13 protein-coding genes are annotated in these 14356 nt (G+C 60.5%); 8 read left to right on the forward strand and 5 right to left on the reverse strand.

The features are described 5' to 3' along the window. Nucleotides 1-29: 29 nt before the first annotated feature. Genes QMN23_RS07275 through QMN23_RS07285 form a run of 3 tightly spaced genes read left to right on the forward strand, consistent with a single transcriptional unit; the run spans nt 30 to nt 2431 of the window. The gene (locus tag QMN23_RS07275; protein WP_282003005.1) at nt 30-1316 is read left to right on the forward strand and encodes a class II fructose-bisphosphate aldolase; all 1287 of its coding nucleotides are present in this window, start codon (nt 30-32) and stop codon (nt 1314-1316) included. Between the two features lie 57 nt (nt 1317-1373). Beyond that, nucleotides 1374-1628, forward strand: a complete 255-nt coding sequence (locus tag QMN23_RS07280; RefSeq protein ID WP_282003007.1) for a hypothetical protein — start codon at nt 1374-1376, stop codon at nt 1626-1628. A gap of 11 nt (nt 1629-1639) precedes the next feature. Beyond that, the gene (locus QMN23_RS07285) at nt 1640-2431 is read left to right on the forward strand and encodes an HD domain-containing protein (protein WP_282003009.1); all 792 of its coding nucleotides are present in this window, start codon (nt 1640-1642) and stop codon (nt 2429-2431) included. A 45-nt stretch (nt 2432-2476) separates the two neighbouring features. Here the strand turns inward: QMN23_RS07285 and QMN23_RS07290 are convergent, their stop codons facing one another. After that, the gene (locus tag QMN23_RS07290; protein ID WP_282003011.1) at nt 2477-2947 is read right to left on the reverse strand and encodes a tRNA (cytidine(34)-2'-O)-methyltransferase; all 471 of its coding nucleotides are present in this window, start codon (nt 2945-2947) and stop codon (nt 2477-2479) included. A 177-nt stretch (nt 2948-3124) separates the two neighbouring features. On the opposite strand from QMN23_RS07290, the gene serA reads away from it, so the two are divergent. From serA to QMN23_RS07305, 3 genes are all read left to right on the forward strand, one after another. Then, nucleotides 3125-4753: a phosphoglycerate dehydrogenase gene (serA, locus tag QMN23_RS07295; RefSeq protein WP_282003012.1), complete on the forward strand. Its 1629-nt coding sequence runs from the start codon at nt 3125-3127 to the stop codon at nt 4751-4753. Between the two features lie 355 nt (nt 4754-5108). Next, nucleotides 5109-5999, forward strand: coding sequence for a hypothetical protein (locus tag QMN23_RS07300; RefSeq protein WP_282003014.1), 891 nt, complete (start codon nt 5109-5111; stop codon nt 5997-5999). Continuing rightward, nucleotides 5996-6577 (forward strand): cytochrome c3 family protein, encoded by a 582-nt coding sequence (locus QMN23_RS07305; protein WP_282003016.1) that lies wholly within the window; start codon nt 5996-5998, stop codon nt 6575-6577. The genes QMN23_RS07300 and QMN23_RS07305 overlap by 4 nt, the downstream gene beginning before the upstream one ends. 80 nt (nt 6578-6657) lie before the next feature. Here QMN23_RS07305 and QMN23_RS07310 read toward each other — a convergent pair whose 3' ends face one another. The 4 genes from QMN23_RS07310 to eno form a co-directional block, all read right to left on the reverse strand. Then, a complete protein-coding gene (locus QMN23_RS07310) occupies nt 6658-7725 on the reverse strand; it encodes a 3-deoxy-7-phosphoheptulonate synthase (RefSeq protein WP_282003833.1) in 1068 nt (355 codons plus the stop codon). 119 nt (nt 7726-7844) lie between these two features. Further along, entirely contained in the window at nt 7845-8444 is a 600-nt protein-coding gene (gene pncA / locus QMN23_RS07315) for a bifunctional nicotinamidase/pyrazinamidase (protein ID WP_282003018.1), read from the reverse strand. Nucleotides 8445-8457: 13 nt separating this feature from the next. Further along, on the reverse strand, nt 8458-9888 hold the full coding sequence (locus tag QMN23_RS07320) for a nicotinate phosphoribosyltransferase (protein WP_282003020.1): 1431 nt from the start codon (nt 9886-9888) through the stop codon (nt 8458-8460). A gap of 162 nt (nt 9889-10050) precedes the next feature. Further along, entirely contained in the window at nt 10051-11340 is a 1290-nt protein-coding gene (eno, locus tag QMN23_RS07325) for a phosphopyruvate hydratase (RefSeq protein WP_282003022.1), read from the reverse strand. Nucleotides 11341-11593: 253 nt separating this feature from the next. On the opposite strand from eno, the gene QMN23_RS07330 reads away from it, so the two are divergent. Both QMN23_RS07330 and ybeY read left to right on the forward strand, forming a co-directional pair. After that, the gene (locus tag QMN23_RS07330; protein WP_282003024.1) at nt 11594-14002 is read left to right on the forward strand and encodes an HD family phosphohydrolase; all 2409 of its coding nucleotides are present in this window, start codon (nt 11594-11596) and stop codon (nt 14000-14002) included. Beyond that, on the forward strand, nt 13899-14351 hold the full coding sequence (ybeY, locus tag QMN23_RS07335) for an rRNA maturation RNase YbeY (RefSeq protein WP_282003026.1): 453 nt from the start codon (nt 13899-13901) through the stop codon (nt 14349-14351). Before QMN23_RS07330 ends, ybeY begins: the two co-directional genes overlap by 104 nt. Nucleotides 14352-14356 lie beyond the last annotated feature (5 nt).

Raw genomic sequence — 14356 nt, forward strand, 5'->3', positions numbered from 1 at the left:
TAATTTCACTTCGACTAAAGGAGGATGCAATGACTGCACAGTACTCAGCCGATTTCGAAAAGGCCCTCCAGGTTGGCCGTCCCCCCAACATCCAGCAGCTGTTCCCCAACTCGAAGGCGTTGATCGTTAGCGGCAAAGTGATCGACCGGGCCATGCTCGCCAAGGGGAAAGCCATCGCCATGGCCGCCAACGGCCGGAACTACTTTGTCGTCCGGGGCGTGCTACAGGCGGCACAACGGGCCAATTGCCCGGTTATCATCGAGATCGCCAAGTCCGAGGGGGGACAGAAGGCATACTGTGCCGTCAATTACTGGAATATGGCGCGGATCGTCGACGCGCTCTGCAACGAACTCGGCATTACCGTGCCGGTCGCCATCCACGCCGATCATTATGGGATCAAGGGCGACAAGGACCTTGCCGCCGCCAAGGTGGAGATCCCGACGATGTTCGAGGCGGGGATCACCTCAATTGCCATCGATGCCTCCCATCTCCCCGACGACCAGAACCTGCTGGCCAACCTGGCAATCAACCCCTTTATCCCGAAATGGGCCGGCCTGGAGACAGAAGTAGGGGAAATCAAGGGCAACCAGGGGCTCTCAACCGTCGACGAGGCGAAATTCCTGATCCAGGGGCTCAATGCCTATGAAATCTTCCCCGACTGGATCGCCCTCAATAACGGTACCACTCACGGGCTTGAGGCGTCCGATGCCGGCATCCAGGTCGGTCTGACCGCCGAGATTCACCATGCTCTTATGCCCTACAAGGTGAACGGCGCTCAGCATGGCACTTCCGGCAATAGTTCCGAGCGGTTGCGCGAGATTGCCGGCAAGACGGCCACCACCAAGGCCAACGTTGCTACGGCGCTGCAGATGATCTCCTGGGGGCTGGAAGTCAACGATTACGGCAATGCCCAGCTGGATGCCGCCGGCAATTTCATCAAGGTGCCGGGCGAGGGGATGAGCGAAGAGCTATGGGCCGAGATGGTCGCCTATGCCACCGAGAAGGGATGGAAAAAGGGCGACTACAAGAACCTCAACCTCCCCTTCGAGAACAAGCTGCTGGCCCAGCCGCGGGAGATCCGCGAGCGGATGGCCGCCCGGGTCGAGGCGTTCGCCTACAAAATGATGACCGAGGTGCTCAATGCCGCCGACACCGCACCGTTGGCGCTTGCGGCGATCCTCAATGCCAATTCGGCCGATGTGGGGCCGAAAGGGAGCCTCCTTGAGGACCCGGCGTACTGGACCAAGGAGCATATCCTCGAGCGGGCGAAACAACTTGCTGGCGACAAAGGTCCATCCGGCAATTTCGACGATTAAGTTCAACGGAGGATGACAGGAGGGGGCGGCGACGTCCCCTCCTGCCGTATCGAGCCCATGAAACTTTACCGCAGGGAAAACTCCCCCCTTAAACGCCCCTTCGTGACCGTCGGCGCCGTCATCGGCCTCCTGGCGAGCGGCTGGTATCTTTACTGCGATTCCCAAGGCACAACTCTCTTTGGGGCGGCAAAGGCCGCCGAGCCGGCCTGGAAACTGGCCATGAACGTGCTTTTGATCGTCTTCGCCTGTAGCTACGTCGCCAATCTGCTCCGCCGTTACCTCGAACTGCTGCGCGGCGCCAAGCGGGGCTGACCGGGCGCGTTATGGAACCGAGCCGTCTGGACAGCTTCAGGGCGTGGTTCGCCGACTATTGCCGCTCCTTCTACAGTGCCGATGAGGCGGACAATCGCAATATCCGCCTCAAAGAGATGCATACCTACCAGGTCTGCGCCATCATGGAGCGGCTGGCCGTTGCTCTTGCCCTGCCGGAAGACGACCGGCTGCTGGCGGCGGCGGTTGCCCTGTTCCACGATCTCGGCCGCTTCGAGCAGTATCGCCGGTACAAGACCTTCAAGGACGCCGCCTCCCTCAACCATGCGACCCTCGGTGCGCGTATCCTGACCGAGCAGCGGGTGCTCGAACCTCTTTCCCCGGAAGAGCGGCTGCTGATCGGCAAAGCGGTGGCGCTGCATAATGTCTTCCGCCTGCCGGATGCTCTTGACGAACGGAGCCTCCTTCACCTCAAACTGATCCGTGATGCCGACAAGCTCGATATCTGGCGGGTCTTTTGCGAGTATTTCGACCTGCCGGCCGGGGAGCGGCCATCGGCGGTGGGGCTTGGCTTTGCCGATCTGCCGGAATGTTCGGCGGCGGTGATCGATGCGGTTAGTCGGGGGGAGCTGGTGAACCTGACGGCGTTGCGAACACTCAACGACTTCACGCTGCTCCAGTTGTCGTGGGTCTACGATCTGAACTTCGGGGAATCGAGCCGGCTGCTGATCGAGCGCCATTACCTGGAGCGGCTGGCGGCAACCTTGCCGGACAGCGCCGAGGTGCGGCAGGCGGTGGCGGCGGTGCGGACGTATGCCCGACGGTTCGGCGGAGTGGCCGGCTAGCGGTGGCGTTGGCGCCGGGGGAGAAACCGCAGCCGAACGTCACTCCTAGTCGAGTCTGCCGATCTGGCGCAGTGCCTCGTAGAGGACGATGCCGGCAGCGGTGGAGAGATTGAGACTACGAACCTTGCCGAAGATCGGAATCCGGATCGTGTTCTCCCTGTTCGCCCGGAGCAGTTCCTCGGGCAGTCCCTGAGTTTCCTTGCCGAAGACGATGAAGTCCCCTTCCCGGAATCCTGCCTGAATGTGCGTCTTATCCCCTTTTTTGCTTGTGTAGATGAAACGGCTGTCGGGGTAGCTCTGTTGCAGGGCGGCGAGGTCGTCCCAATAGCGGATTTCCACCTCGCTCCAGTAGTCGAGTCCGGCCCGCTTCAGTTGCCGGTCGTCGGTGGAGAAGCCGAGTTTTCCCACCAGATGCAGGACGGTGCCGGTGGCGCCGCAGAGACGGGCGATATTGCCGGTATTCGGCGGGATTTCCGGTTCGACGAGGACGATGTGGAACGGTTTTTCGTGGGGCATGGTTCTTTCCTGAGACGGCCGGTGTGTATACCGGACGCCGGGGGTCGCTGGCCTTGCATTTTTCGCACGGCGGGTCTATTATTATCGCTTCCGTTCGTTCCGACAAGGCATTTTATTCCCACCGCGGGGTTCATGCGGGCATAAATCCGGAAAATTCACTCTGACAAGGGAGCAACAATGAAAGTCATCGTTACCGACGAGGTGGCCCAGGAAGGCCTGGCGCTTTTGGCCCAGGATCCGCGGGTCGAGATCGATGTGAAGCTGGGGCTGAAAAAGGACGAATTGCTGGCGATCATCGGCGAATATGACGTTATCATCACCCGAAGCGGCACCACCGTCGACAAGGACCTGCTCGATGCTGGGAAAAAACTGCGCATGGTTGCCCGCGCCGGTGTCGGGATCGACAATGTCGATGTGGATTATGCCAGCTCCCGCGGAGTGATCGTGGTTAACGCCCCGTTCGGCAACACCAACAGCGCGGCGGAGCACGCCATGGCCCTCCTTTTGTCGTTCTGCCGCAATGTCACCAAGGCTAACGCGAGTCTCAAGGGGGGGGAATGGAAGCGTGCCCCGTTTACCGGCGTCGAGCTGAAGGGGAAAACGGCGGGGGTCATCGGCCTCGGCAAGGTCGGCGGCCGGGTGGCGACCCGCCTGAAAGCCTTCGAATGCGAGGTCCTTGCCTGTGACCCGTACATTTCCGTCAAACGGGCCCACGACCTGGGGGTCAAGCTGGTTTCCCACGAGGAAGTCTACAAAAATTGCGATATCATCACTCTCCATACCCCGTTGAACGACGAAACCCGCAACATGATCGGCGAGCGGGAGATTGCGCTGATGAAGGATGGGGTGATTCTGATCAACGCCGCCCGGGGAGGGATCATCAACGAAGCGGCGCTGCTGGCGGCATTGAAGAGCAATAAGGTCTATGGCGCCGCCGTCGATGTCTTCAGTCAGGAACCGCCCCGGACCGAGGTCCTGACCGAGCTGATCGCCCAGGAGCGGCTGGTTGTGACGCCGCACCTCGGGGCCAATACGTTTGAGGCCCAGGTGAACGTGGCGGTGGACGTTTCCAAGGAGATCCTCCATTACCTGGACGATCAGCCGCTGGAAAATGCCGTCAATATTCCCCGCTTCGACATGGCACTGATGGACCAGATGCGGCCGTTCCTCAACCTGATGAGCATTATGTGCGATTTCGGCATCCAACTGGTCGACGCCAACCTGGAAAAAGTGACCTTCGGTTATGCTGGCAATATCGCCCATTACGACTGCTCGCCGCTGACCGTCTGCGGGCTGTCGGCGCTCCTCAACCGGCGGGTCGACCAGGACGTCAATATGGTTAACGCCACGCTGGTAGCGGAGGGGATGGGGATTGCCGTCGAGGAAACCAAGAGTACCCAGACCGATGCCTTCTCCAACCTGATCACCCTGATCATTGAAGGGCAGGGCGGGAAGCGGCGCACGGTTTCCGGCACCCTCTTCGAAGGGGCGCCGCGAATCGTCCGCCTCCGGGACTACTCGATGGACTTCGCTCCTGCCGAACACATGCTGCTTCTCAACTACAGCGACCGGCCGGGGATGATCGGCAAAATCGGCACCATCATGGGCGAGCACGACATCAATATCGCCTCGATGAACCTGGGCCGGCGGGAGGAAAAGGGCGAGGCGATGGTTATTCTTTCCCTTGATTCCGCGGTTCCGGCCGAGGTTGTCGAACTGGTGCGCACCGCCACCGAAGCCACGTTCATTAAGGCGTTGCACATGCCAGGAGCGAAATGCCAGCGTGGCTGCGGCTGCGGCATCTGAGGCGAACGCCAACGCCTGCCAGTCGGTCCGGGAGCGTTGGGGGACGAGTCGTACCGTGGTCAGGGTGGTTTTGCCGGCACGGAAAAATTACCACGAGAACGATGGCGGTCGGTGCATTGGCACCGCCATGTCGAGATGATCACCAAGGGGCCGCATTATGTGGCCCTTTCTTTTTGCGACGTTGTGTCGGTCGGTGCAAAAAAAACACTGTTGCTGCATATTTTGCACTTGTCGGGACGCGGCTGGTGGCCGACCGGCCACGGTACGACGTGTAATCTTCACAAGTTGACGCCAGCCCGCCCAACGGCACGGTCTTTGACTCTTCTCCGATATATCGATTTACAGGGGGAGGGCGATGGGACGTACGGTTGGGGTAGGATTGGTTTTGGGAATGGTGCTGCAGGCAGCCGTTGCCGCCGCTGGCAGCGGAGATCGTTTGGTTTCACCCGTCAGACTCGCGGTTGCCGGCAAGGGAACGCTGCTCGTTTCCGACTATCGACAGAAAGCGGTGCTGGTGATTGATGACCGCTCCCTGGCAGTCAGACGGCGGCTTGCGGTGACAGGTCGGCCGTTGGCGGTCGGTTGGGCAGCGGGACGTCTCTATGTCGGCAACGAAACGACCGGGTTGGTAGAGGTCTATAATGAGGGGGGGAAACTGTTGACCCGTTTCGGTGAGACGGGGGCGGTCCCCAGTGACCTGGCGGTAGATGCCGGAAGCGGGGCGGTGTTTGTGGTCGACAGCGCCGCGCGACTGGTCCGCGTCTATGACGGCGCGGGGAACATCCTCCGCTTCATTGGTGGGCCGGCGGCGGACAACCGGCTGTATCGACCGACCGGCATCGTGCTGGATGAAGCGGGACAACAGGTGCTGGTGAGCGACTTCGGCTCCCCGGAGGCCGGCATCGCCCCGCGGGTGATGGTTTACGATTATGCCGGCGCTTTCCGGCGGCTCATCCCCGGGACGGTGAACAGCGGCATGCTTGGTTCCATCTCCCTCTTTTCCCGGCCGCAGGGGATGGCCCTGGACGGCCGGGGCCATCTTTACCTGGTCGATAGTCTGTTGGGGCAAGTGCTGGTGCTCGATCTTCAGAGCGGCGCCCTGGTGAAGACGATCGGCAGTTTCGGCACCGCGCCCGGCGAATTGCAGCTTCCCCTCGATGTGATCATTGACGGCGACGGGGCAGATCTGCTCGTCACCAACAACCGTTCGGGACGGATCGAACGGTTCTACGGGGGGGCGCTATGAAACGTTGGCGGGCACTATTCCCGGGCGTCGGCATATTCTTCTTTACAGCTCTGCCGGGACTCGTGACGGCGGACCGGGCGGAGGCGCTCCTTCCCTCCCACAACTGCGCTTACTGCCATGCGATCCATAACGCGGCCGGCGAGACCCTGCTGAACAGCGACGTCGTTGAGACGCTCTGCTTGACCTGCCACGGACCGGCCGGCATCTCGTCCCTCAAGGCCGACATTCATACTGACAGCACGACGGCGCCGACCTTCCGGCAGAGCTGCCGCGATTGCCACGATCCCCACGACAACCTGCCGAACTGGTTGGGGGGGACCAATATCAAACTGACCGGCACCGTGCAGGATGAGTCGGGGCTGGCGTTGATCGCCACGCCCAACAGCGGCATACGCAACGTCATCTTCGAAAACCGGACTTCATTCATCCAGGGCGCCCCCTATTACGACGGCGTCTGCGAAACCTGCCACACTCTGACGGCCTTCCATCGCAACAATCCCAGTGGCGTCCATAACCACAAACTTGGCACCACCTGTACGACGTGTCATGATCACGCCAACTATTTTCTTCCCCGCTAGTTATTCCGGACCGGTTGCCCGCATATAAAAAAAGCCCCGCTTAGGCGGGGCTTTTTTTATATGCGGGGGAAAAGCCGTGATCAGGTGTGGAGCGGCCGGCCGCCACACGCTTTGAGCCGGTCGTGGGCCTCGCGGAGAATCAGTTCCGTTGTCGGCCAGTCGATGCATTTGTCGGTGATGGAGACGCCGTATTTCAACTGCGAGAGGTCCTTGGGGATCGGCTGGTTTCCCTCTTCGAGGAAGCTTTCGATCATGACGCCGGAAATGGAACGATTGCCGGCCACGATCTGGTCGACGACCGACTGGAGGACCTCCGGTTGTTTCTCGTGACGTTTTTCCGAGTTGCCATGGCTGCAGTCGACCATGATGGTTGGGAACAGGCCGCCTTTCTCCAGCAGTTCTTCGGATTTCTTGATGTCTTCGGGGAAGTAGTTGGGTTTTTTTCCTCCCCGGAGCACGATATGGACGTCGGGGTTGCCGGTGGTCTGGATAATGGAGCTCTTGCCCTCCCGGTTGATGCCGAGGAAACTGTGCGAATGAAGCGCCGAATTCATGGCGTCGATGGCGATCTGCAGGTTGCCGTCGGTGCCGTTCTTGAAACCGATCGGGAAGGAGAGGCCGCTGGCCATCTCCCGATGGGTCTGGGATTCAGTGGTGCGGGCGCCGATCGCACCCCAGGAGATGAAATCGGCCAGGTAGTCCGGCGTAATCGGATCGAGCATCTCGGTGGCGATCGGAAGGAGCTGTTCGGTGATTTCGGAGAGAATCCGTCGGGCAATGCCGAGCCCTTTGGAAATCTGGTGGGTGCCGTTCATATCCGGATCGTTGATCAATCCTTTCCAACCGATGGTGGTCCGGGGTTTTTCGAAGTAGACCCGCATCACGATGAAGAGCTGGTTGGATAGTTCATTGGCCAGCCTGGCCAGCCGGCCGGCATAGTCGAGAGCTGAGGCCGGGTCGTGGATCGAACAGGGGCCTACCACAACCATCAGCCGGGGGTCTTTCCCGCGAAGAATGTTCTTGACGTGAGTCCGGCTGGCGTTGACGAACTCCGCACCCTCTTCCGACTGGGGAAACACTTGCCGCAGGTCCGCCGGGGCGATGATGGGGGTGATGCTCTTGATTTTCAGGTTGCTGGTTCTGACCATGGTCGACATTCCCTCGTTCACGCTGATAGTTCCTTTAAATGCGCAAATCTAGCGCTTTCACCGGGAAAAGTCAAAAGGAATGTGGGTGATCACTCATCTCCCGGGTGGGGGGGGCAGGTCTACGGCGCCAGGTTGCTCTCGACCTGGGCATACGTGGCCCGCGCCGCTCCGGCCGCGACCATCTGCTCGATTGCCTTGTTCGAGTCGCCCGGCGCGAGGTCGACCCCGCGGACGGCGTCTTCCAGGAGCGTCACCGACAAACCGTAATGCAACCCTTCGAGAACCGTTTCCTTGACGCAGTAATCGGTGGCGAGGCCGCCAACGTAGATTCTGGTGATGCCGCGCTTCTCCAGTGCTGCCGTCAGGGGCTCGCCCTGTTCCGTCATCGCCTGGAATGCCGAATAGTCGTCGCGGCTCGGGTCCATTCCCTTTGACAGGACGATGGCTTCGGCGGGCAGCTGCAACCCCCCGTGAAAACGGGCTCCATCGGAATGCTGAATGCAGTGGACGGGCCAGATGCCGCCGAAATCCCGGAAATGAGCGGTGACAGCGGGGTGCCAATCGCGGGAGGAAAAAACCGGGGCTCCCAGCCGGTGGAACAAGTCGATGTACCGGTTGAGTACCGGGACGACCGCATCTCCGTCCGGTACGGCCAGACTGCCGCCGGGGCAGAAATCGTTCTGCACGTCGACGATGATCAGGGCGAAAGCGTTATGCATGGCCGAATCTCCTTCAGCGGTTTGTCGTTTGTGCTTCTTCCATCAGCCGTTGTCGCAGCTCATTGAGGCCCCGGCTGATGGAAACCTTGTATTTATGCGGATTGATGAAACGGAGGCACCCCTGGGGGAGGTGGGCCAGCTGGGCGACGGAACGGTCGGCCAGTTCGTCAAGACTGTGAGCTGGCACGGCAGTTTTACGCCCCCCTTCCATGACAACATCCCGCAGTTCGATGAGGCGGGCGTTCGGGGCGATGGTGACATGCTGGAGCGGATTGGTCGGGTCGTAGACGGTGTCCCCCGGCGCAATCTCCTCACCGGCGAGGCAGATGATGTCCTGGATGAACGAGCCGTCGGACGCTACCGCCCGCAACAGGCGCTTGCGGTCGGGGAGGGTGGCTTTGGCCACGTCGCTGGTCACCTTTAGTTTCGGCCGGTCGCCGATCCGCACCAGTTTGTAGACTCCCCCCAGTGCGCCCCCCCCCTCGCCCGAGCAGGTGGCAAGCTTGGTGCCGACGCCGTATATGTCGACTTGGCCTCCTTCGCTGCGGATCGATTCGATCACCAGTTCGTCCAGCTCGTTGGAGGCGACGACCTTTACCGCCGGAAAGCCCGCTGCATCGAACATCCGCCGGGCTTCGCGGCTGAGGTAGGCGAGGTCGCCGGAATCGATTCTGATTCCCAATAGCTCATACCCCTGTTCACGCAGTTCGCGGGCTACGGTGATGGCGTTGGGGATGCCGCTCTTCAGGGTGTCGTAGGTGTCGACGAGCAGGACGCATTCAGCGGGGAAGACCTCGGCGTATTTGCGGAAAGCGGTCAGTTCGTCGGGGAAGGCCATGATCCAGCTATGGGCGTGGGTTCCCTTGACCGGTATCCCGAGAAGTTTCCCGGCGAGCACGTTGCTCGTGCTCCGCACCCCGCCCACGTAAGCGGCCCGGGCAACGCTCAGTCCTCCATCGGGGCCCTGGGCGCGGCGCAGACCGAATTCGAGGACGGTGGCGCCGGCGGCCGCGTGATTGACCCGGGCCGCCTTGGTGGCGACCAGGGTCTGGAAATTGAGGATATTGAGCAGCGCCGTCTCGACCAGTTGGGCCTGGGCGAGCGGCGCTTCGACTGTTACCAGCGGCTCATGGGCAAAGACGGCTGTTCCTTCCGGCACAGCCGTGATCGTACCGGTGAACCGGAAGCCGCGGAGAAAGTCGATGAACCGTGGGCGGAATATGCCGAGGCCCTGGAGATATTCGAGTTCGTCCTCGGAGAACTGGAGATTTTCCAGATAGTCGAGGGCGGAAGCGAGCCCGGCGAAAATCGTGTAACCGCCATTGAACGGGTTGTGGCGGAAGAACAGGTCGAAGACGGCCGGTTCGTCGGTCATCCCTTCTTCCAGGTAGCCCGCGAGCATGGTTAGTTCATAAAAGTCGGTCAACAGCGGTGAATAACGCATGAATCCTCCTCGGCCCGTCCCCCCGGTCCGCCTGCGCCATGCCGGCCGGCAGCCCGGTAACAGTATAACAAATTTCCCAAAATGAAAAAAACGGGGGAGCTGCGGCTGCAGCTCCCCCGTTGGCGCTGAATGCGTTCCGGGCGGTTTAGCCCGGGCGCGGACCTACTTCTTCAGGTTGTAAAACACCCCCGACCCGCCAAAGATGGCGGTGCTGCCGAGTTCATCCTCAATTCGCAGCAGCTGGTTGTACTTGGCGACCCGGTCGGTGCGGCAGAGGGAGCCGGTCTTGATCTGCCCGGCGTTGACCGCTACGGCAAGATCGGCCAGGGTCGTGTCCTCGGTCTCTCCGGAACGGTGCGAGATGACGGTGGTATAACCGGCCCGCTTGGCCGTTTCGATCGCATCGAGGGTTTCGGTGAGGCTGCCGATCTGGTTCAGCTTGATCAGGATCGAGTTGGCGACCCCTTTGGCGATCCCTTCCTTGAGAATCTTGGTATTGGTGACGAACAGGTCGTCGCCGACCAGCTGGATTCGCTTGCCAAGCCGCTCGGTAAGCTTTTTCCAGCCGTCCCAATCGTTCTCCGCCATCCCGTCCTCGATGGAAACGATCGGGTACTTGTTCACCAGGTTCTCGTAGAAGTCGACCATCTGGTCGGCGGTCTTTTCCGGCTGGGCCTCGTTCTCCAGGAGGTATTTGCCATCCTTGAAGAGCTCCGAGGAGGCGACATCCAGGGCCAGGAGCACGTCTTCGCCCGGCCGGTAGCCGGCCTTGGCGATCGCCTCCATGATAACTTCAAGGGCCTCTTCGTTCGACTTGAGGTTCGGGGCGAAGCCGCCTTCGTCGCCGACGGCGGTGTTGTAGCCCTTCCCTTTGAGGACGGCTTTCAGGGCATGGAAGATTTCGGCGCCCATCCGCAGCGCTTCCGAGAAGCTCTTCGCGCCGGCCGGCATGATCATGAATTCCTGGATATCGACGTTGTTGTCGGCGTGGGCGCCGCCGTTGAGGATATTCATCATCGGCAGGGGGAGTTCCTTGGCATTGCAGCCGCCGATATACTGGTAGAGGGGGAGGCCGATCTCTTCGGCAGCCGCTTTGGCGACGGCCAGCGAGACGCCGAGGATGGCGTTGGCACCGAGGTTGCTCTTGTATTCGGTCCCGTCCAGGTCGAGCATCTTCTGATCGACGCCGACCTGGTCGGTGGCCTCCATGCCGATAATCTGCTCGGCAATGATGTTGTTCACGTTATCGACCGCCTTGAGAACTCCCTTGCCCAGGTAGCGCCCCTTGTCCCCGTCCCGCAACTCGAGCGCTTCGCGCTCGCCGGTGGACGCCCCGGAGGGAACGGCCGCTCTTCCCATGGCTCCGGACTCGAGGAACACCTCGACCTCAAGGGTCGGGTTACCCCGGGAATCCAGGATTTCCCTGGCGTAAATATCGGTAATTTCGCTCATTTCTGCCCCCTTTCACGCAATGTTAGCACCGGTGCGCCGTTGCACCGAAACAGCGAAGATATATAACAGACCCGGGCAAAAATGGGAATACCTTTAATTTCCCGCCCCTCCCGGCCGGGGGCTGATTGACCGGCATCGTGCGAATAAGTTGACAGCGTGTAAATATGAAAGCTATAGTAAAATTTTCAGAATTGCGAGAGACGCCGACGCGCGCCGGATTGGCCCGTCGAACCAGGAATAAACAGACTCAATCATGCCCTCCCCAAGCGGCAAAACTGATCAGGATTCACGGGGCTCCCTGGCCCTTCCCCTCGGGCGCATGCTGGACAATCTCCTCGAGCGATTTTCCAGTTCGCGTCATGAGGTGAGAAATCGCCGCATCCTGCTGCTCCTTACCGCCCTGTTGCTGACCCTGTTCATTCTTCCCCGCCAGGAATTCCGTTCCGTCCATTACAAGACCGGCGACATCGCTTCCTCCGATATCCGGGCTACTCAGGATTACCTGCTCGAAGACCGGGGCCTCACCGAAAAGAAGCGTAAAGAGGCTGAAGTTGCAGTGCCGTACGTTTACAGCTTCGACAGCCGGGGAGTTGAAGAGGTGGTGGGGCGGTTTCAACAGGCGCTCTCCCTGCTCAAGGAGTCAGCGACCGGCACTGCCCCGCCGGACCGGCCGATCGGCGCTGCCCTGAAGGGCATTTTCGGCGACGAGCTTTCGCCGACGGAAGTCGCCGTCCTGATGCATCTCGGCGCGGATAGCAATTTCTTCGATCAGGTACGGCTCTTGGCCGAACGGTTTGCCGGGCAGAAAATCGTTGCCGACAAGCGCACCTTCGATGCCGATAGCGCCCATGGCATCACCATTGTTGACTCTGCTACCGGCAATCCGCTCGAGATGAACGATTTGACCGTTTCGCCGCTCGATCCCGCCGACGTGGCGGCGAAGATCAGGACGCTGAAAGTTGTCGTCAACGGGATCCCGGCCCACGAGATAGCCACTCTCAAGGAGTTGGTCGTGAAGGCGGTCCGGCCGACACTGGTCTTCAACCGCGATTTGACCGACCGGGCAGTCAAGCGGGCCCGGGACGATGTCCGGCCGGTGCTGCTCCAAGTGAAGCGGGGCGAGATGATTGTCCGGGTTGGCGAGCGGGTGACGGAGGACCAGGCGCAGAAACTGGAGATGATCTTCGCCGCCCGTCACGGCATCAATAATTTTTTCTCCAGTTTCGGCCTGTTCGGCTTGATCCTGGTGCTGTTCTACTTCCCTTACCGGTTTGCGCGCAAGAATATCCGCAAATTCAATCCGAGTACCAAGGACCTGCTGCTCGTTTCGCTGATCACGATCGGCGTCTTCGTGCTGCACAAGATCGCCCTGGCCGTTTCCGCGGCGATGGGGACCCCGTTCCCCGCCATCGATACCAACGACTATTTCTACATCTTCCCCTTCGCTGTGGGGCCGATGATCATCCGGATCATCCTCAATTCCGAAGTGGCGATGGTCTATGCCGCCATTACCGCACCGCTGCTCGGAGTGATGTTCGGCAACAGCCTCTTCGTGGTCATTTACGCCCTGCTCGGCGGGGTGGTTGGCGCCCACGGCGTCCGGCACTGCAAGGACCGCGGCCGGATCTATACCGCCGGCCTCAAGGTAAGTGTGGTCAATTTCGCCATGGCGCTGTCGTTCCAGACGATGAACGAGAGTTTTCTCTCGATGCAGACGTTCTACTGCGCCGCCTTTGCCCTGGTCGGGGGGATCGTCTGTGCGGCCATTGTTATCGGGATCATCCCGATGATCGAAACGGTTTTCCACTATACTACCGATATCAAGCTGCTCGAACTTTCTAACCTCAATTCGCCGATCCTTCGGGAACTGATGATCCGCGCTCCCGGTACCTATCATCACAGCGTGCTGGTCGGCAATCTGGTGGAAGCCGCCGCCGAGGCGATCAACGCCAATCCGCTTCTGGCGCGGGTGGCGGCCTATTACCACGATATCGGCAAGATCAGCAAGCCGCAGTATTTTATCGAAAACGTCGGCGGCGGTGAGAACCGTCATGATAAGCTGTCGCCGAACATGAGCGCCCTGATCCTGATCTCCCACGTCAAGGAAGGGGTGGAGCTCGCCCGGGAACACCGCCTCGGCCGGTCGATCATCGATATTATCCGTCAGTCGCACGGTACGGCGCTGATCAAGTTTTTCTACCAGAAAGCCCAGAACTGCACCGCTGAAGGCCAGGCCCTGGACGATCGCGATTTCCGTTACCCGGGCCCGAAGCCCCAGACCAGGGAAGCGGGGTTGGTGATGCTGGCCGACTGCGTCGAAGCGGCGTCCCGGACCCTTACCGATCCGACGCCGTCCCGGATTCAGGGGATGGTGCAGAAGATCATCAATAACGTGTTTATCGACGGCCAACTGGACGAGTGCGAGCTGACCCTGCACAACCTCCACGAAATCGCCAAGAGCTTCAACCAGATACTGGCCGGAATCTATCACCATCGGATCGACTATCCGGAACCGGCCTACAAGGAAAAGGAAAAACAGCCTGGAGGCAAAAAAGTCAGTGAAAGTAGCGATAACGAACCGGCAAAGGCGCCACCCGGTCCCGACGAAGGCCCTAAGAAAGGTAGCGGAGAGGATCTTAAGCGCCTTGGGATATCCCGATAGCGAGCTGTCGCTGGTGATTACCGGCGACCGCGGCATCCGGCGCGTCAACCGCGAGTACCTGGGGAAGGACCGGCCGACCAATGTCATTTCCTTTGCCATGAACGAGGGGGAGTTTGGCGGGGTCAATCCCGAACTGCTCGGCGATGTGATCATCTCGGCGGATACGACGGCCCGCGAGGCGGAAGAAGGGGGGCTTCCCTTCTGGCATCGGCTTTGTTTCCTGGTGATCCACGGCGTGCTTCACATTACCGGTTATGACCACGAGCGGAGCGGAGAAGCGGAGGCCCGCCGGATGGAGGCGAAAGAGCGGGAACTTTTCGCCCTGCTGGAGGATGAAGCGCTTGTCTGATGCCG

Origin of the sequence: Geotalea uraniireducens (assembly GCF_027943965.1) — a bacterium.
Lineage (GTDB): Bacteria > Desulfobacterota > Desulfuromonadia > Geobacterales > Geobacteraceae > Geobacter > Geobacter uraniireducens.

Bases quoted from the DNA above. Each gene is read 5' to 3' on its own strand.
- QMN23_RS07320 (WP_282003020.1), bottom strand. From the start codon at position 9,888: ATGCGTTATTCACCGCTGTTGACCGACTTTTATGAACTAACCATGCTC.
- QMN23_RS07300 (WP_282003014.1), top strand. From the start codon at position 5,109: ATGGGACGTACGGTTGGGGTAGGATTGGTTTTGGGAATGGTGCTGCAG.
- QMN23_RS07285 (WP_282003009.1), top strand. From the start codon at position 1,640: ATGGAACCGAGCCGTCTGGACAGCTTCAGGGCGTGGTTCGCCGACTAT.
- QMN23_RS07330 (WP_282003024.1), top strand. From the start codon at position 11,594: ATGCCCTCCCCAAGCGGCAAAACTGATCAGGATTCACGGGGCTCCCTG.
- pncA (WP_282003018.1), bottom strand. From the start codon at position 8,444: ATGCATAACGCTTTCGCCCTGATCATCGTCGACGTGCAGAACGATTTC.
- QMN23_RS07290 (WP_282003011.1), bottom strand. From the start codon at position 2,947: ATGCCCCACGAAAAACCGTTCCACATCGTCCTCGTCGAACCGGAAATC.
- QMN23_RS07310 (WP_282003833.1), bottom strand. From the start codon at position 7,725: ATGGTCAGAACCAGCAACCTGAAAATCAAGAGCATCACCCCCATCATC.
- serA (WP_282003012.1), top strand. From the start codon at position 3,125: ATGAAAGTCATCGTTACCGACGAGGTGGCCCAGGAAGGCCTGGCGCTT.
- QMN23_RS07305 (WP_282003016.1), top strand. From the start codon at position 5,996: ATGAAACGTTGGCGGGCACTATTCCCGGGCGTCGGCATATTCTTCTTT.
- QMN23_RS07280 (WP_282003007.1), top strand. From the start codon at position 1,374: ATGAAACTTTACCGCAGGGAAAACTCCCCCCTTAAACGCCCCTTCGTG.
- eno (WP_282003022.1), bottom strand. From the start codon at position 11,340: ATGAGCGAAATTACCGATATTTACGCCAGGGAAATCCTGGATTCCCGG.
- QMN23_RS07275 (WP_282003005.1), top strand. From the start codon at position 30: ATGACTGCACAGTACTCAGCCGATTTCGAAAAGGCCCTCCAGGTTGGC.